The organism is Sphingobium sp. ba1 (assembly GCF_000743655.1).
GTDB lineage: Bacteria > Pseudomonadota > Alphaproteobacteria > Sphingomonadales > Sphingomonadaceae > Sphingobium.
The window spans coordinates 3,008,266-3,024,054 of the sequence record NZ_JPPQ01000069.1; the positions used below are offsets into that span (position 1 = coordinate 3,008,266).

The 15,789-nt window shown below is 61.7% G+C and carries 13 protein-coding genes, 1 tRNA gene and 1 pseudogene; 9 read left to right on the plus strand and 6 right to left on the minus strand.

Annotation, left to right across the window (positions count from 1 at the left end; translation table 11 throughout):
* The first annotated feature begins 46 nt into the window (after window positions 1–46).
* The 3 genes from IL54_RS17840 (at window position 47) to IL54_RS24325 (ending at window position 4,205) form a co-directional block, all read left to right on the plus strand.
* A complete protein-coding gene (locus IL54_RS17840; RefSeq protein ID WP_037477420.1) occupies window positions 47–2,410 on the plus strand; it encodes a TonB-dependent receptor in 2,364 nt (787 codons plus the stop codon).
* Window positions 2,411–2,482: 72 nt separating this feature from the next.
* The gene (locus tag IL54_RS17845) at window positions 2,483–3,991 is read left to right on the plus strand and encodes an aldehyde dehydrogenase family protein (protein WP_237748927.1); all 1,509 of its coding nucleotides are present in this window, start codon (window positions 2,483–2,485) and stop codon (window positions 3,989–3,991) included.
* 46 nt (window positions 3,992–4,037) lie between these two features.
* The gene (locus IL54_RS24325; RefSeq protein WP_156106254.1) at window positions 4,038–4,205 is read left to right on the plus strand and encodes a hypothetical protein; all 168 of its coding nucleotides are present in this window, start codon (window positions 4,038–4,040) and stop codon (window positions 4,203–4,205) included.
* A gap of 437 nt (window positions 4,206–4,642) precedes the next feature.
* On the opposite strand, the gene IL54_RS17855 is transcribed toward IL54_RS24325, so the two are convergent.
* From IL54_RS17855 to IL54_RS17870, 4 genes are all read right to left on the minus strand, one after another.
* Window positions 4,643–4,912: a DUF3325 domain-containing protein gene (locus IL54_RS17855; protein ID WP_037477422.1), complete on the minus strand. Its 270-nt coding sequence runs from the start codon at window positions 4,910–4,912 to the stop codon at window positions 4,643–4,645.
* A 311-nt stretch (window positions 4,913–5,223) separates the two neighbouring features.
* Window positions 5,224–6,483 (minus strand): PepSY-associated TM helix domain-containing protein, encoded by a 1,260-nt coding sequence (locus tag IL54_RS17860; RefSeq protein ID WP_237748928.1) that lies wholly within the window; start codon window positions 6,481–6,483, stop codon window positions 5,224–5,226.
* Window positions 6,480–6,743 carry a hypothetical protein gene (locus tag IL54_RS17865; RefSeq protein WP_237236329.1) on the minus strand — a complete coding sequence of 88 codons (264 nt, stop codon included), beginning with the start codon at window positions 6,741–6,743 and terminating at the stop codon, window positions 6,480–6,482. The genes IL54_RS17860 and IL54_RS17865 overlap by 4 nt, the downstream gene beginning before the upstream one ends.
* Window positions 6,744–6,795: 52 nt before the next feature.
* Window positions 6,796–8,958, minus strand: coding sequence for a TonB-dependent siderophore receptor (locus tag IL54_RS17870; RefSeq protein ID WP_081912956.1), 2,163 nt, complete (start codon window positions 8,956–8,958; stop codon window positions 6,796–6,798).
* A 233-nt stretch (window positions 8,959–9,191) separates the two neighbouring features.
* On the opposite strand from IL54_RS17870, the pseudogene IL54_RS25490 reads away from it, so the two are divergent.
* Window positions 9,192–9,500, plus strand: a pseudogene (locus tag IL54_RS25490) (TonB-dependent receptor plug domain-containing protein); the annotation flags it as partial.
* A gap of 65 nt (window positions 9,501–9,565) precedes the next feature.
* Here IL54_RS25490 and IL54_RS25195 read toward each other — a convergent pair.
* Together IL54_RS25195 and IL54_RS17880 are read right to left on the minus strand one after the other, a co-directional pair.
* Window positions 9,566–10,201 (minus strand): tyrosine-type recombinase/integrase, encoded by a 636-nt coding sequence (locus IL54_RS25195; protein WP_237748929.1) that lies wholly within the window; start codon window positions 10,199–10,201, stop codon window positions 9,566–9,568.
* Window positions 10,202–10,364: 163 nt separating this feature from the next.
* Window positions 10,365–10,438, minus strand: a tRNA-Cys gene (locus IL54_RS17880).
* Window positions 10,439–10,643: 205 nt separating this feature from the next.
* Between IL54_RS17880 and IL54_RS17885 the strand changes: the two genes are divergently transcribed.
* From IL54_RS17885 to IL54_RS17905, 5 genes are all read left to right on the plus strand, one after another.
* Window positions 10,644–11,270 (plus strand): protein-L-isoaspartate O-methyltransferase family protein, encoded by a 627-nt coding sequence (locus IL54_RS17885; protein ID WP_037477426.1) that lies wholly within the window; start codon window positions 10,644–10,646, stop codon window positions 11,268–11,270.
* 10 nt (window positions 11,271–11,280) lie between these two features.
* Window positions 11,281–12,756: a TolC family outer membrane protein gene (locus IL54_RS17890; protein WP_037477428.1), complete on the plus strand. Its 1,476-nt coding sequence runs from the start codon at window positions 11,281–11,283 to the stop codon at window positions 12,754–12,756.
* A 37-nt stretch (window positions 12,757–12,793) separates the two neighbouring features.
* Complete coding sequence (locus tag IL54_RS17895; protein ID WP_037477430.1) at window positions 12,794–13,288, plus strand: DUF2497 domain-containing protein; 495 nt, start codon at window positions 12,794–12,796, stop codon at window positions 13,286–13,288.
* 86 nt (window positions 13,289–13,374) lie between these two features.
* The gene (locus IL54_RS17900; RefSeq protein WP_037479185.1) at window positions 13,375–14,055 is read left to right on the plus strand and encodes an NnrU family protein; all 681 of its coding nucleotides are present in this window, start codon (window positions 13,375–13,377) and stop codon (window positions 14,053–14,055) included.
* Window positions 14,056–14,099: 44 nt separating this feature from the next.
* Window positions 14,100–15,789, plus strand: a 1,690-nt coding sequence (locus tag IL54_RS17905) for a valine--tRNA ligase (RefSeq protein ID WP_076605591.1), incomplete at its 3' end; no start/stop codon positions are given.

A 15,789-nucleotide genomic window follows, 5' to 3' on the forward strand; every position in this document is an offset into this window, starting at 1 on the left:
GGCCCAGGATGGGAACATCCAGGCGGTAAATGGGAGGAGTCTGAACATGACCAAGAGGTTTATCACGCTGGCCGCCACCGTATCGGCCGTTGCATTGCATGCGCAGGCCTGGGGCCAGACCGACGCTGCGCCACAGGCGACATCCTCGGGCCTTGGCGACATCGTCGTGACGGCACAGAAGCGCGAGCAGGCGATCAACGATGTGCCGCTGTCGATCACCGCGGCATCCGGCGAGAAGCTGGCGAACCAGGGCATCACCAATGTCGCGGATCTGGTAAAGATCGTGCCCGGCTTCAACTATACCGAGAGCGCGTTCGCAACGCCGGTCTACACATTGCGCGGCATCGGCTTTTACGACACCAGCCTCGCTGCCAAGCCCACCGTCAGCATCTATCAGGATCAGGTGCCGATCCCCTTTTCCATCATGACGCGTGGTGCGACGCTCGATCTGGAGCGCGTGGAAGTGCTGAAAGGGCCGCAGGGCACGCTGTTCGGATCGAACGCGACGGGCGGTGCAATCAACTATATCGCCGCCAAGCCGACATCGACCTTCAAAGCCGGTCTTGACGCGGGTCTGGACAGTTTCGGACAGGTGTCGGGTGGCGGTTTCATCAGCGGGCCGATCAGCGATACGCTGTCCGCACGCGTGGCGGTGCGGACCGAACAGGGCGGGGCATGGCAACGTAGCTACACGCGCGATGAAAAGCTCGGCGATCGCAACTTCACCACGGGCCGCATCCTGATCGACTTCGAGCCGTCCGACAGCGCACGCTTTTCGCTCAACCTCAACGGTTTCATCGACAAGAGCGATGGGCAGGCTGCGCAACTGATCGGTGTGGTGCCGCTGGGCAATCCCGCGCGGCTGGGGCCTCTGGCCACCTATCCTATCGCGCCGCGTAACAATCGTGATGCCGACTGGACGCCGGAACAAAAGCCCCGGCGTGACGACTGGTTCTATCAGGCCTCGTTCCGGGGGGATATCGATCTGACCGACGATGTGAGCCTGACCTCGATCAGCAGCTGGTCGGAATATCATAATGACCAGGATATCGACCCGGACGGCGTCGCCCTGCGTGACTATTTCTACAACACCACCGGAAAGATCACGGCACTGTCGCAGGAATTGCGTCTGCAAGGGCGGACTGGCGGCCTGACCTATATTCTGGGTGCCAATTATGCGCGCGAAAAAACCTATCAGCAGGATGATGCCGGTCCCTATGACCAATCGACATCGGCCTATAATTTCGTCGACGCCGGCCTTGGCATCCCCTTTTTCGTCTACAGCCAATATGCGCGCCAAAAATTCGTGAACAAGGCGGTGTTCGCCAATCTGGACTACGACATCGGTGACAGCATCACCGTGCATGGCGGGGTGCGTTATACCAAGACCAATATCGATTTTGCCGGTTGCACGGCCGATCGCGGCAATGCGTTGGGGCTGGGGATCGAAAATCTGATCAACTTCATTCGCGGCGGCGCAGGGCTGGCGCCCATCGATATTCCCACCAATGGCTGCGTGACGATCGACGGATCGACGCTGACCGTGGGCGAGGTGCGCAAGTCGCTGGACGAGGATAATATATCCTGGCGTGGGGGTGTCGATTACAAGCCGAGCAGGGACGTGCTGCTCTACGCTTCCGTCAGCAAAGGCTACAAGTCGGGTAGCTTTCCGCTGCTGTCGGCCAGCGATGCCAACCAGTTCAATCCCGTCACGCAGGAATCCGTGACCGCTTATGAACTCGGCGCGAAACTGACCTTGCTGGAGAACACCGCCCAGATCAACGGCGCACTCTTCTATTACGACTATAGCGACAAGCAGTTGAAGGGCCGCGTGATCGCTAATCCCAATGTGTTCGGCCCGCTCGAAGCGTTGGTGAACGTCCCGAAAAGCCGTGTAAAGGGCGCGGAAATTCAACTCGACCTCGCGCTGACCGATGGCCTGCGCGTCAGTATTGGCGCGACCTATCTCGACACGCGGATCAAGGGCAGTTTCGTCAACTATGACAGCTATGGCAGCCAGCTGGATTTTGGCGGATCGGCCTTTCCCTACACGCCCAAATTTCAGATCGTGACCGATGCCCAATATGACTGGGCGCTCAGCGACAACGTCGAGGCTTTCGTCGGTGCCAATCTGAATTTCCAGAGCGATACCAAGGCTGTGCTGGGCAATGCCCGCGCCACGCCATCGGCGGACCTAAGCGCGCAGGGTGGCCTGACGATCGAGGATTATACGCTGATCGATCTGCGCGCTGGCCTGTCCTTTGCCGACAAGCGCTACAAGATCAGCGCCTTCGTGCGGAATCTGGGCAACAGCTACTACTGGTCCAACGCCACGCGGATCACGGACACGACGGTCCGTTTTGCCGGACGACCACGCACGTTCGGCGCGACCCTGTCGGCGCGCTTCTGACCCGCTCCCCCCTGGGCCGCGCCCTGAAAGGCGGGCGCGGCTCTTTCTTTTCGATCCCCGGAGACATGTTCCATGACTGCACCCGTTTCGATCGCCGCTGGATTACATGGTGACGCCGGTTTCGAGGTCCGCCTTCCACAGCAAAAAATGTTGATCGGGCGATCATGGGAAGCGGCCGCGGACGGCCGCGTCATCGATGTAGAAGATCCGGCTATCGGCAAGGTGTTCGCCGCTGTTCCCGCAGGAACGGCCGCCGATGTTGATCGCGCGGTCACGGCAGCGCGGGCCGCGTTCGAATCAGCGGCCTGGAGCCGGATGCGCCCGCTGGATCGCGGCCGGATCATCGAGGCGATCGCGCGCAAGATCGAGGATCATGCACAGGAACTGGCGCTGCTTGAAAGCTATGACAATGGCAAGGCGGTGCATCATGCGCTGGCGGTGGACGTTCCCGCCGCCGTCGATATCTTTCGCTACATGGCGGGCTGGGCATCCAAGATTTATGGGCAGGTGAACCCGATTTCCGGCGATGGCCGCCAATATCACAGTTACTCGGTGCGCGAACCGATCGGTGTTGTCGGCCAAATCGTGCCGTGGAATTATCCGCTGGCGATGGCGGCCTGGAAGATCGCATCTGCACTGGCAGCGGGCTGTACCATCGTGCTGAAGCCGTCCGAAGTCACGCCACTGACCGCGCTGCGCCTCGCGGAACTGGCGCTGGAGGCGGGGCTGCCCGAAGGGGTGTTGAACATCGTCACCGGCTATGGGCATGAGGCTGGGCAGGCGCTGGTCGAGCATCCCGGCATCGACAAGATCGCCTTCACGGGATCGACCCGCGTCGGCAAGCAGATCGTCCAGACCTGTGCGAAAGACCTCAAGCGGGTCACGCTGGAACTCGGCGGCAAGTCACCCTCGCTCATCTTCGCCGATGCCGATCTCGACAAGGCGGCGATCGGCGCGGCGCTCGCCATTTTCTTCAATTCGGGACAGGTTTGCTTGGCCGCCTCGCGCCTCTATGTCGAACGGTCGGTGTTCGACAAGGTGGTCGATGGCATCGCGCAGGTCGCTAAGAGCTTCAAACTTGGCCATGGGCGCGATCCTGACACTATGCTCGGACCGCTGGTGTCGAAAGTGCAGCAGGGGCGCGTGCTGGACTTTATCGCGCAAGGCAAGGCGACCGGCGCGGACCTTGTCACAGGTGGCGGGACCGGGGACCGGGACGGCTATTTCGTCGAGCCGACGATCTTCGCCAATCCCGGTGCTGATGCCAGCATCGTGCGGGAGGAGATTTTTGGCCCGGTGCTGGTTGCGACCCCCTTCGACGATATCGATGACGTGGTCAGGCAAGCCAATGACTCCCGCTATGGCCTGGCTGCCAATATCTGGACCCGCGACCTGTCCCGCGCCCATCTGACCGCACGACGGCTTCAGGCCGGCACGGTCTGGATCAATACGCACGGGATGAACGATCCCTCCGCCCCATTTGGCGGCGTCAAGGAATCAGGCTGGGGCCGGGAGGTTGGTGAAGAAGGCGTCCTCCATTATACAGAGACAAAGACCGTGACCGCTCTTTTGGCCGATTGAAGCCGCCGCCGGGAATGATGGTTGTGGCGGGACGAGGATGTTCGTTTTGAGCGTGATCGTCGTGACGACCCGTGACGGGCAAGAACGTAGATTGTATGCCCATTTGGGCATCAGCATCATGGAAATCATCCGCAATGCCGGCGTTGATGAACTCATGGCACTGTGCGGAACCTCGGCGGGTGCTGTCAGTCTGGTTTTCCCACTAGCTGTCTGAGACCTGCCATTCCGGGACCGTCCAGTTTCTGTCATCGTCAAATGGTCGGTTGGGTAAGTTCTGGACGTCGGTTCCTGACAAGACCTGCGGTTCCGCATGGCGCTCACGAACGGCCGAATGTCGAAGGGTTTCGCGTGCTGGCAGGCGTACGAAATTCTTACAAGTACGACCCGCGGGGCTTCAAGCACTGGGCTATGGGGATTTCGGATTGGTGCCGTTAGGCGCACTGGCGCTATTGCTCGTCAGGTATGATCCGCGCAAACTAGGCGGACTATCTTTCGCCCGGTTCAAACGGTTTAGTCGGCGACAGTGCTGGAGGTCCTTTCGCGTTTCAATACCACTCAACCGAGCTTGAGGCTCGTACGATGAGATCCGCCAACCACCTCCTTGGACGGGTAATCAGTGCGGGATTTCGCGAAAAGGCGATGGCGATTTCGTCAGGCTGTTTTCCATTTCAATCCTATCACTGCCATCGCGGCACCTATTGTCAGATGACCGAACCAGGCGATCGCGCCATTAGCTGCCCCTAGTCCGGCCATGTCGGTCGCCAGCGCGACAAGTAGGACAGCGCCACCCGCCCCGCGAAGCCACGGCTGTGCCTGGCGCGACAGTGTGCGGCCCAGCATATCCTTCTGATGTCGCGCCATCGCGGCGCAGAGGCATCCGAACCCCAGGATGGACGCGCAAATCGCCAAAATATGGATCATGCTGTGATCAGTTCCTTTCTGTTCGGACGGTTTCTGTGCATCGTTTTAGGTTTAGCTCGTGCCGCCTTGCGCGCTGCCCAGCCCAAGGCGCAGGCCAGCGCTACCATCGCCATGTCGAAGGCGACGAACAGCCAGTCGCCAGTCATGAGGCCAGTTAGCATGTTACGCGGGACAGTCAGGGCGTTTACAATTGGCACGGCCACGAACAGGGCGGCGGCGCATGACAGGCTTTCGACCCATGCGCGCCGCTGCGGCCGGAAGCAGGCCCAGAAGAGGACGCCCGCCCATGCCAGAAACAGGCTGTTGATTTCCTATTCCGCGCGATCGGACATGGCGATGGGCAGCAGCCGATTGGCCAGGAAGTAGGTCGCCAGTCCTGCCGGAAGGCCGACGATCGCCGCGATATTGAGTCGCTCCACCAGACGGAATCCGAAATGGGGCTGCATCGGATCAGGCAACTTCGCGCGGCGCTTCACGGTCCATAACACCAGCCCGCTGCCGACCATGATCGTGCCGCCGATGCCGGAGAGGAAATAGAGCCAGCGCAAGCCCCAGTTGGCAAAGCGTCCGGCATGCAGGCCCACCATGACGCTCTGCGTCGCGAGTGCGCCGCCCTCCTGCGCGTGCCGATCCAGCAGCTTGCCGCTCGGCCCGGCGAAGACGATGCTCTCACCGCGCGCACCGATTGCGGTGGTGGCCGAACGACGCAGCGTGATGGTGGCTGTACTGTCGCCGGGGTTGGTAACTTGTATTGATCCCACCCCCGCGCCGCCCCATGTCCGGCTCGCGATCGCCATCAACGGGCTGACGTAGACCAACGGGGCGGCCACGCCGCTGCGCGGAACGCCCGCCCGGCCGGGGAAAAGTTCCTCGAAGAACCTCTCGGTGGACGCATAGTTCGCCATGACGCCCCAGGGCATATATTGGGTCGCCAGCGTGACCAGTCCGGTATAGGTGATCATCAGATAGAAGGGCAGGGCGAATACTGCCGTGACATTATGCGCGTCCAGCCAGCTTCGTTGCCCCTTGCCGAAACGCAGCATGAAGAAATCGGCGAAGATTTTTTTGTGCGTGACGATCCCGGACAGGATCGCGACGAGCATGAACATCGCCGCCACGCCGACGAGGTAGCGCGCCCATATGACCGGCATGTAGTGCAGGTCGAAATGGAAGCGATAGAGGAAGAAGCCACCGCGCGTTTCGCGAACCGTGACGGGATGTCCGCCGCCATCGAGCGTCGCGCTGGTGTCTCCTCGCTTGCGCCGGGTTGGCGGCTTGCCCTCCACCTTTTTGGGTTGCCAGAATATCTCGGTGGCCGGGTTGCGCGCGGAAGGAGGCGTGATGAACCAGCTTTCTGCGTCCGGTTGCCTAGCCTGAAGGTAATCGATGGCGGCCTGTGTGGCGTTGGCAGGATCGGCATTGGCCACCAGTTCCGGCCGCATCCAGCGGCTGATTTCCTGTTGGAAATAGGCGGCTGTGCCGGTCAGGAACATTGCGAACAACAGCCAGCCGAACATCAGGCCGGTCCATGTATGGAGCCAGGCCATCGACTGCCGGAAACTCTCCTTCACAGTCGTCCTCCAGTCAGTATCGAGATATACAGGGCAGCGCCCAGCAAAAGCAGCGCGCTGCCCAGGCCCATGCAGACGCGCAGCATCGATTTGGCCCAGAAGATGGCGACGATAATGCCCGCATAGATGGCGAACGAGGCGAGCGTTGCGGCGATGCTCGCCTCGGCGTGGCGCATCGGCAGCAGGCGGGCCAGGCAGGCGACGGCCAGCGCGGTGACGACATAGCCGCCGATGATCGCGGCGATTGCACGGACCAGCACATGCAAACGCTGACGTCTGGTGCCCGTTCGGGCTGGTGGAACCGTCACGGGGTCAGAAATGCCGCTGAAGCGAAACCATGAAGGTTCGCGGTTCGCCCGGTGTCGTGCGGGTCAGGGAAGCGGTGGGGAAATAGCGTTCGTTGAAGATATTGCGGATATTCGCCTGCACCGACCAGTCGTCGAATCTGTAGAAGATGGATCCATCAACCAGCACATAGCCGTCGAGCAGGAAGGGCTGCAACGCGCCCGCGACCGCCGACGCCGTGCTGGCCGCGCGGTTGCTTTCATGATGGAACCCGGCCCCCGCACCCAGATTGGCGAGCGGTCCCGACGGGATCGTATAGCGTGCCCACAGATCGACGATATGGCGGGGCACGCTGCCGAGGCGCGAACCGACGCGCAGGCGGTTGTCGGCAGTCACCTTGGCGTCGAGATAGGTATAGGCCGCCGTCAGTTCGATGCCGCTACCGGGACGCCATGCCATTTCCGCCTCGATGCCGCGCGTGCGCTGTTCGCCCGTCAGCACATAGACATTGGGCAGCACGGCGTCGGCCGTGGCGACATTGGCGCGGGTCAGAGAGAACAGCGTCATCATCCCGGTCAGCCGGCCATCGGATCGGGCGATCTTCACACCGCCCTCGTAATTGACGCCGCGTTCGGGCGGCAAAACCTTCTGGTCAACGTCGCGGTAGCTGAATTGCGGCGTGAAGGATTTGGAATAGTTGACATAGAGCGACGCCCATTCATTAAGGGCAAGCGTGGCCCCGGCCCGCGGGCTGAACGCTGTGGCTTTGGTCTTGGGACTTGCCACGCCGCCGCTCAGGTTGATCGCCGAGGCATCGTCCCATCGCCCGCCGACTGTCACCGTCAGAACATCGCCCAGCTTGATATGGTCCTGGACGTACAGCCCCAGTTGACGCGTCCGGCTGCCTGCGGTCGAGAAGGGAACGGCCGGATTGTGCGTGCTGACCGTCCCGTAAACCGGGGCGTAAAGGTTGAGATAATAGGGATTGCTGGTGTCGTAGAGATTGTAGTTGTCCGACCGGCGTCGGCCATAATCAAGTCCAGCCAGCAGATAATGGTTCAGAGGTCCGGTGTCGAAACGCGCACTGGCGTTGGTGTCGACGCGGAAATAGGTGCCATTCTCCTCGTACGGACCATAAAAGGCGCGGCTGACCCGGCTGTAGGCCGGGATGAGCGGGCTGATCGCGGTTGCCGGAATATCCTGGGTGTTGATGCCGGTGATGAACAGCCAATTGTCCCAGCTGTTGTGGAAATCCTGATAGCGCAGCGACTGATGGACCGCGACGGCCTCGCTGACCTGATGGTCGAACACATAGCCCAGATTCCAGTAGTCATTTTTCTGGACGGCGGGGTACATGGTGTCGTTGATGGACAGGCTGATCGGCAGCGGTCCGTTGGGATTGGGTAGCGCAGTGCCGTAAGCGGTAGTCGGCGACCAGGGACGGATGTCGTCCCTCTGATAGCGACCAAGCAGGGTCAGGCTAGTCCGGCTTCCCATTTGCCAACGCAGCGAGGGTGCGAGGAAGATGCGCTTCTGTCCCGACGAATGGACGAAGAAATCCTGGTCGCGATAGACCGCTGCCAGACGCGCGGTCAGCGTGCCGTCCGCTGTCAGTGGTGCGTTGGCATCGGCGCGGACCTCGATCAGATCATAGGAACCGGCACTCATGCCCAGATCGAGAAACGCATCCTCCTGTGGCCGTTTGCTGACAAGATTGACGATGCCCGATAGCGGCCCCTGCCCGAACAGGCCCGATGCCGGCCCCTTCACCACCTCGACCCGTTCCAGCCCGCTCATCTCGGACGTGCCATAGCCGGTATCATCGAGCAGCCCGTCGAGATAGGTCGCGCCGGATGAGGCATTGAACCCGCGAATGTTAAAACCGTCGAAGAATCCGTAGGTGTTATTGCGCGACACGCCCGCGACGCCTGCCAGCGCATCGCCGAGCCGCAGAGCCCCGCGATCGATCAGCGTTTGTTGCGAGACGATCGAGATCGCCTGGGAATTTTCAAGAAGCGGGATGTCGGCTTTCGACGCCATGGCGACATCGGGGTTCCTGGCCCCGGTGACAATGATCTCGTCCCGTTTGCTGTCGGCGTCCGGCGCCGGCTGTGCGCGTGCGCCTGCGGAAAGGCCGAGACAGGATGCGCTGAGCAACGCGCCGGTCAGTCTAGCTAAACTCTTCATCATTCACCCCCTTCGCCAAAGTTGGGGCGCTATAAGTATATATGCGATTGACTCGCAATATCATTAAATCTAGAGGCCGCGCTATGATGAAGGGGGTCTTCGATGACGCACAAATTGGTCCTGTCGCTCTTGTCCGCTACGACGATGACGGGAATGGCGGCCTGTCCTGCCGTTTTTGCAACGCAAGCCCATGCGGCCGAAGATGCGGCACGTCCCGATGCGAATGAGGCTTCATCGTGACCGGCCTAAAGCCGGACGAGGGTCAGAACAGGGTCAGCCAGGGCGGTGCTCTGGGTACGAAAGCTTTGCTGGATACCCCCTATTCGGTAACGGTAATCGACGCGGATGACATCGCCCGACGGCAAGCCAACAGCATTGGGCAGATCTTTGCCAACGATCCGTCCGTCTTTTCTTCCGCGCCGTCAGGATCGACCAACTGGTGGGGCACCCAGATCAGGGGGCTGGGCGTGCGCAACTATTATATCGATGATGTGCCGTTGCTGCTGTATTGGGGCGGCGACTTTCTGCTGGAGCCGATCGAAAGCGTTACGGCGCTGAAGGGCCTTACCGGCTTTATGTACGGCTTTGGCGCGCCGGGCGGCGTGATCAGCTACCAGACCAAGAGGCCGGCGGCGAAGTGCTTGACTCGCGGTGTGGTCAGTGCGCCGATCAGGAGTTGCGCCGGATCACGTTCGGCACGCGCCGTTGCAACTGCAAAGCGGAAAACACGGCTGGCAAAGGCGCGCAGGAGATTGGCGGTTTCCAAGCGGCCACGCCGTTCATGCTTCTGCAGTTCATGAAGAAGTTCCTGAGGCGTGATATCGGTGACAGGTCGCTTTCCGAAGTCTGCCCCCATAAGTTTCACAAACCAGCGCATCTTCTCCAGCGTCGGCTCAGCCAACCCCTCACGCGCTTTCTTCTCTATCAATTCCTCGGCCACGCTAGCGAAGCTGTTGCTGGCCCGAATGCTCGCCTCAATGCGGGCTTGTCGTTTGGCTACGTTGGGATCGATCGCATGAGCCAGTTGCCTACGGGCGGCATCCCTGGCAGCGCGCGCCTCGGCCAAGGTAATCTCGGGATACGCCCCGATCGACAGTTTCCGTTCTACGCCGTCGATCCGGTATTTGATTCGCCACAGCTTGCTGCCTCTTGGATTGACGAGCAGATACAAACCTTGGGAGTCAGTAACCTTGTAAGGCTTATCTGCGGGCTTGGCATTGCGGATAGCGGTATCGGTTAGCACCATTGGGGGCCTCGATTCTGCTGGGGCCTTTGAGGCCCCCAAATTAGGCCCCCATCATCCGCAATTGCAGGCAAACAAGGGCATCCACTGACAATCAGCGAATGCCCATAAACTACCGGAAATCAGGGATTTTTCAACTGCTGGCAGACGTCGCCAGACAGGATTTTGGAGGCCCGAGCCGGAATCGAACCGGCGTGCAAGGATTTGCAGTCCTCTGCGTAACCACTCCGCCATCGGGCCTCAGTCAAGTGGGTGGTCGCAAATGTGCGGCTTTGGCGGCAAAGTCAAGCGGAAGGGCAGCGGCCGATCCTAAGAATCTCGCGTGCCGTCATGTAAAGCCGCTTGGCGCGGGGGCTGCGCTGATTTAGAGGTCCGTTGATCCCCTTACTGTATTGCATTGCCAATACAGTTGTGCCAAGCCCACTGGACCAAGCGAGAAACTATCGTGACCGAGCAGAAACATTCTTCGATGCGGGCCGCCATGGTCGAAAGCCAGTTGCGCACCAGCGACGTCAACGACCCGCGCGTAATCGCGGCGATGGCGAAGGTGCCGCGCGAGGATTATGTGCCCGCGCATCGCCGCGCCATGACCTATATCGACCGCGCCATTCCGCTGGACGGCGGACGGGCGATCAATCCTCCGCTGGCCACCGGCCGCCTGCTGACTGAGGCGCAGGTCGTGCCGGGTGACAAGGTGCTGCTGATCGGGGCGGCAACCGGCTATTGCGCCGCGCTGCTGGCCGAAATGGGCGCGCAGGTGGTTGCGGTCGAGGAAGAGGGCGGGCCGGAAAGCATCGGTGCCGTGGTTACGCGCGGGCCGCTGAGTGCCGGGGCGGTCGATGGCGCACCCTATGACCTTCTGGTCATAGATGGCGCGGTAGAGGAAGTGCCCGCGACGCTCGTTCAGCAGCTTGTCGATGGCGGACGGGTGGTGACCGGCCTGATCGAGCGTGGCGTGACGCGCTTGTGCAGCGGCCGCGTGGTCGGCGGCGTGCTGGGGCTGTCCAGCATCGCCGACCTGGAAATGGTGGTGCTGCCGGGTTTTGCCACGCCGGAACAGTTTGTTTTTTGAGACAGGGATCATGACAGCAAAGCGACCATCATTTGGGCGGGTCACCGCTACAGCCTTGCTGTTATTGTCCACCAGCCTGTCGGGGCAGGCCATGGCCGAAACCCTGCAGGGTGCGCTGGCCAAGGCCTATGCCTCGAATCCCACGCTGACCGGTGCGCGCGCCGGGCAGCGGGCGACGGATGAGAATGTGCCGATTCAAAAGGCGGCGGGGCGTCCCGGTGCCGAAGTGACCGGCAGCTATTCCGAAAGCATCCTCAAGCCCACCATCAGTTTCACCTCGCCCCAGCGGACGGTGAATGCACAGGCACAGCTCAACGTGCCGCTCTATGCCGGGGGTGCCGTGCGCAACGGCGTCAAGGCGGCGAAGGTCCGGGTCGAAGCAGGGCAGGCGAACCTGCGCGGCACCGAGGCGAGCATTTTTTCGCAGGTCGTCGCCGCCTATATGGATGTGATCCGCGATAGCGCGATCGTGTCGCTGAACCTTGCCAATGTGCGCGTGCTGGAGGTCAATCTTCAAGCGACCAATGACCGCTTCGAAGTTGGCGACCTGACCCGCACCGACGTGGCGCAGTCACAATCGCGCCTCGCGCTGGCGCAATCGGATTTGCAGACGGCGCAGGCCAATCTCATCACCAGCCGGGAAAATTATATCGCGCTGGTCGGCAGCGCGCCGGACGATCTGGCACCGCCCCCGGCGCTGCCCGGCCTGCCTGCCACGTCGCAGACGGCGGTGCAGGTCGCGCTGGCCGACAATCCCGACATCATCGCGGCGGAAAAATCCCGCGACGCGGCCCGTTATGATGTGAAGGTGGCCAAGGCCGGCAATCTGCCGACGCTATCGGCCTTCACCCAGGCGGGCTACACCAACTATCTCGATACGCTGGAAAATGGCACGGTCGGCGGTGGGTCGCAGATCAACAAGCAGGCGCAGGCCGGGGTGCAGCTAAGCATTCCGCTCTATCAGGGGGGCCGAGTGGCGGCGCAGGTGCGACAGCGGCAAGCGCAACTGTCGCAGACGATGGAGCAGGAGATCGAGACGGAGCGCAGCGTGATCTCCCAGACCCGCGCTGCCTATGCCAGCTGGCAGGCGTCGCTCCAAACGATCGAATCGAGCCAGAAGGCCGTCGATGCATCGAGCCTGTCGCTGGAAGGCGTGCGCGCGGAAAATTCGGTCGGCAGCCGCACCATTCTCGACATCCTCGATGCCGAACAGGAAGCGCTCAACGCCCGTGTCCAGCTCGTGACGGCGCGGCGCAATGCCTATGTCGCAGGGTTCAGCCTGCTGGCGGCCATGGGCCATGCCGAAGCGGATGATCTGGGTCTGGAAGGTGGCGCGCTCTATGACCCGATGGTCAATTATGACCGGGTGAAGGGCAAATGGTTCGACTGGGACTATGGCACCACGCCTACGCCCGCCGCGACACGCACCGTTGACAGCGTGCCACAAAACGCCAATGTGAATCCCGAAACGGCACAGCGGCCCTGATCGGCTGCGGTCGGCGGCCGGACAAATTGGGGGCGACATGGGCGATATGAGCAAAGAACCCTCGATGGAGGAGATACTCTCGTCCATCAAGCGCATCATCGCCGAGGAAGGCGAGGAAGCGGCGCAGGCTGCTCCCCGCCGGGTTCGCGCCGATGCGGTACGCCCGGTCGCAGGGCCTGCGCCCGTCGATCTGGACAGTGATGAAATATTGGAACTGACCGAAGAGGTCGGTGTAGAGGACGCCATGCCTGCCCCCAAAGCCGCGTCGCCTAAGCCCACCAAGCCTTCCGCTGCGGCTGCCACGCCGGGCGCTGAGACGATATTGTCGGTCGAAAGCGAAGTCGCCGCGCGCCATTCGCTCTCCGCTTTGTCGTCGATGCTGGTCGCGCCGCAGGATGGTGGAGACAATACGCTCGACGGGCTGGTGCGCTCGCTGCTCAAGCCCATGCTCAAGGAATGGCTGGACGCCCGGCTGCCGGCCTTGGTCGAAGAGATGGTGGCCAAGGAGATTGCGCGGATCACCGCGCGCTGATCCTGTCTTAGCGCAAAGCGCTGACGCAATTCCTTTTATCATGCTATATCTAACCCGGTTCTGATGGCTGGGGGGATGGCAGCATGATGGTCCTGATCGCAGCGACGGCCTTCGTCGGTACGCATTTCATCCTGTCTCATCCTTTGCGTGCGCCGCTGGTGGCGCGGCTGGGGGAGAAGGGCTTTCTCGGCGTCTATTCATTGGTTGCGGCGATTACGCTGATCTGGATGATCGTCGCCTATCGCGCCGCACCGGTCACGCCGATGCTGTGGCCGGTCGGTGATGGATTGTGGGCGATCGCGACCGTCATCATGCTCGTCGCCTCGATCCTGCTGCTGGGGTCATTGGTTGGCAATCCGGCCATGCCCAACCCGGACGGGCCGATCATGGTCCCGGCAGAGGCGAAGGGCGTGTTCGCCATCACCCGCCATCCCATGATGTGGGCTTTCGCGATGTGGGGACTGGCGCATATCTTGGTCTATCCCGTCGCGGCGAATATCATCGTGTCGGTAGCAATCATCCTCCTGTCGCTGGTCGGTGCCGCTCTGCAGGACCGCAAGAAGGAAGTGCTGACCCCTGCGGCCTGGCAGCATTGGGAATCGCGGACGAGCTATTGGCCCTTTGCCGCTATCCTGGCTGGGCGCGCGCGGTTCGGACGGTTCGGGATGCATGCGCTGGCGGGCGGGCTGGTCGTCTGGCTGGCGGCGACCTGGGCGCATATGCCGCTGGCGGGCTGGCCTGCGGGCATATGGCGCTGGTTGGGCTGATCTTTCGGCTGGAATGGGGCGGCAAGGCGCATTAAGGCGCGGGGATGACCGAACTGCCCAAAACATTCGACCCCGCCGCAATCGAAACCCGCTGGTACGCCCATTGGGAGGAAAAAGGCCTGTTCCGCCCCGAACGGCCGGACGCGCAGCCCTATACCATCGTCAATCCGCCGCCGAACGTCACCGGCAGCCTGCATATCGGCCATGCGCTCGACAATACGTTGCAGGACATCATGATCCGCTACGAGCGGCTGCGCGGCAAGGATGCTTTGTGGGTGGTCGGCACCGACCATGCAGGCATCGCAACGCAGATGGTGGTCGAGCGGCAGATGAATGCGCGCGGCGAGAAGCGCACCGATTATAGCCGCGACGAATTTATCGCCAAGGTCTGGGACTGGAAGCAGGAAAGCGGCGGCACGATTACCGGCCAGCTGCGCCGGCTTGGCTGTTCGATGGACTGGAGCCGCGAACAATTCACCATGGACCCGCATTTCAGCAAGGCCGTGGTCAAGGTGTTCGTGGAACTGCACCAGCGCGGCCTGCTCTATCGCGACAAGCGGCTGGTCAATTGGGACCCGCATTTCCGATCGGCCATTTCCGACCTGGAGGTGGAGACGAAGGAGACGCAGGGCGGCTTCTGGCGGTTCAAATATCCGCTGGCCGATGGCGTTCGCCTGGCCGACGGGGCGGACCATATCGTGGTCGCGACGACACGGCCCGAAACGATGCTGGCCGACATGGCGGTCGCGGTCCATCCCGATGATCCGCGCTATCAGAGCGTGATCGGCAAGGAGATTTTGCAGCCGATCACCGGGCGGCGCTTGCGGATCGTGGGCGACGATTATGCCGACCCTGAACTGGGGTCCGGCGCGGTCAAGATCACGCCGGGGCATGATTTCAATGATTTCGAGGTGGGCAAGCGGGCAGGGATTGCGGCGGGCCAGATGCTCAATATGTTCGATGCCGATGCCAATGTCGTGCAGACGGCGGACGGTCTGGTGCCGGAAGCGTATCTGGGCCTGCACCGATTCAAGCGCGATGGCGTGGATGGCGCGCGCGAGGCCGTGGTTGCGGAAATGAAGGCCCTTGGCTTCCTCGTGCCGCACGTCACCAAGAATAAGGAAGGCGAGGAAGTCGCCGCCGACTTCGAACCGCGGGTAATCCAGACGCCGTTCGGGGACCGCTCCGGTGTGGTCATCGAACCCTGGCTGACCGACCAATGGTATGTCGATGCCGCCAAGCTGGCCGTCGCGCCGATGGAAGCAGTGCGCGACGGACGGATCGAGATCGTCCCAAAGACGTGGGAAAAGACCTTCTTCAACTGGATGGAGAATATTCAGCCTTGGTGTGTGTCACGGCAATTGTGGTGGGGGCACCAAATACCGGCTTGGTTTGGTCAGCCTCTAGGGTTGTTTGACTTCGATAAGCCGATGCACGAGCGCGTTGTCGATTATCGTCAAGCGCCGATTTTCGTGGCTGAGACCGAAGATGAAGCGATTAAGCAGGCGACTGCATTCTATCGCAACGATCCTCGATTTACCGGTAAAAGCGTCGCCGTTGAAGCACGCGTTGCAGGTGGCCATCGGCGTAATGGTGACGAAATTACCGTATATATTCATCGCGACCCCGACGTCCTCGACACCTGGTTCTCCTCGGCGCTGTGGCCGTTCGGGACGCTGGGCTGGCCGGAGAGCGCAACGGAAAAGCCCCTCCCCTTCAGGGGAGGGGTTGGGG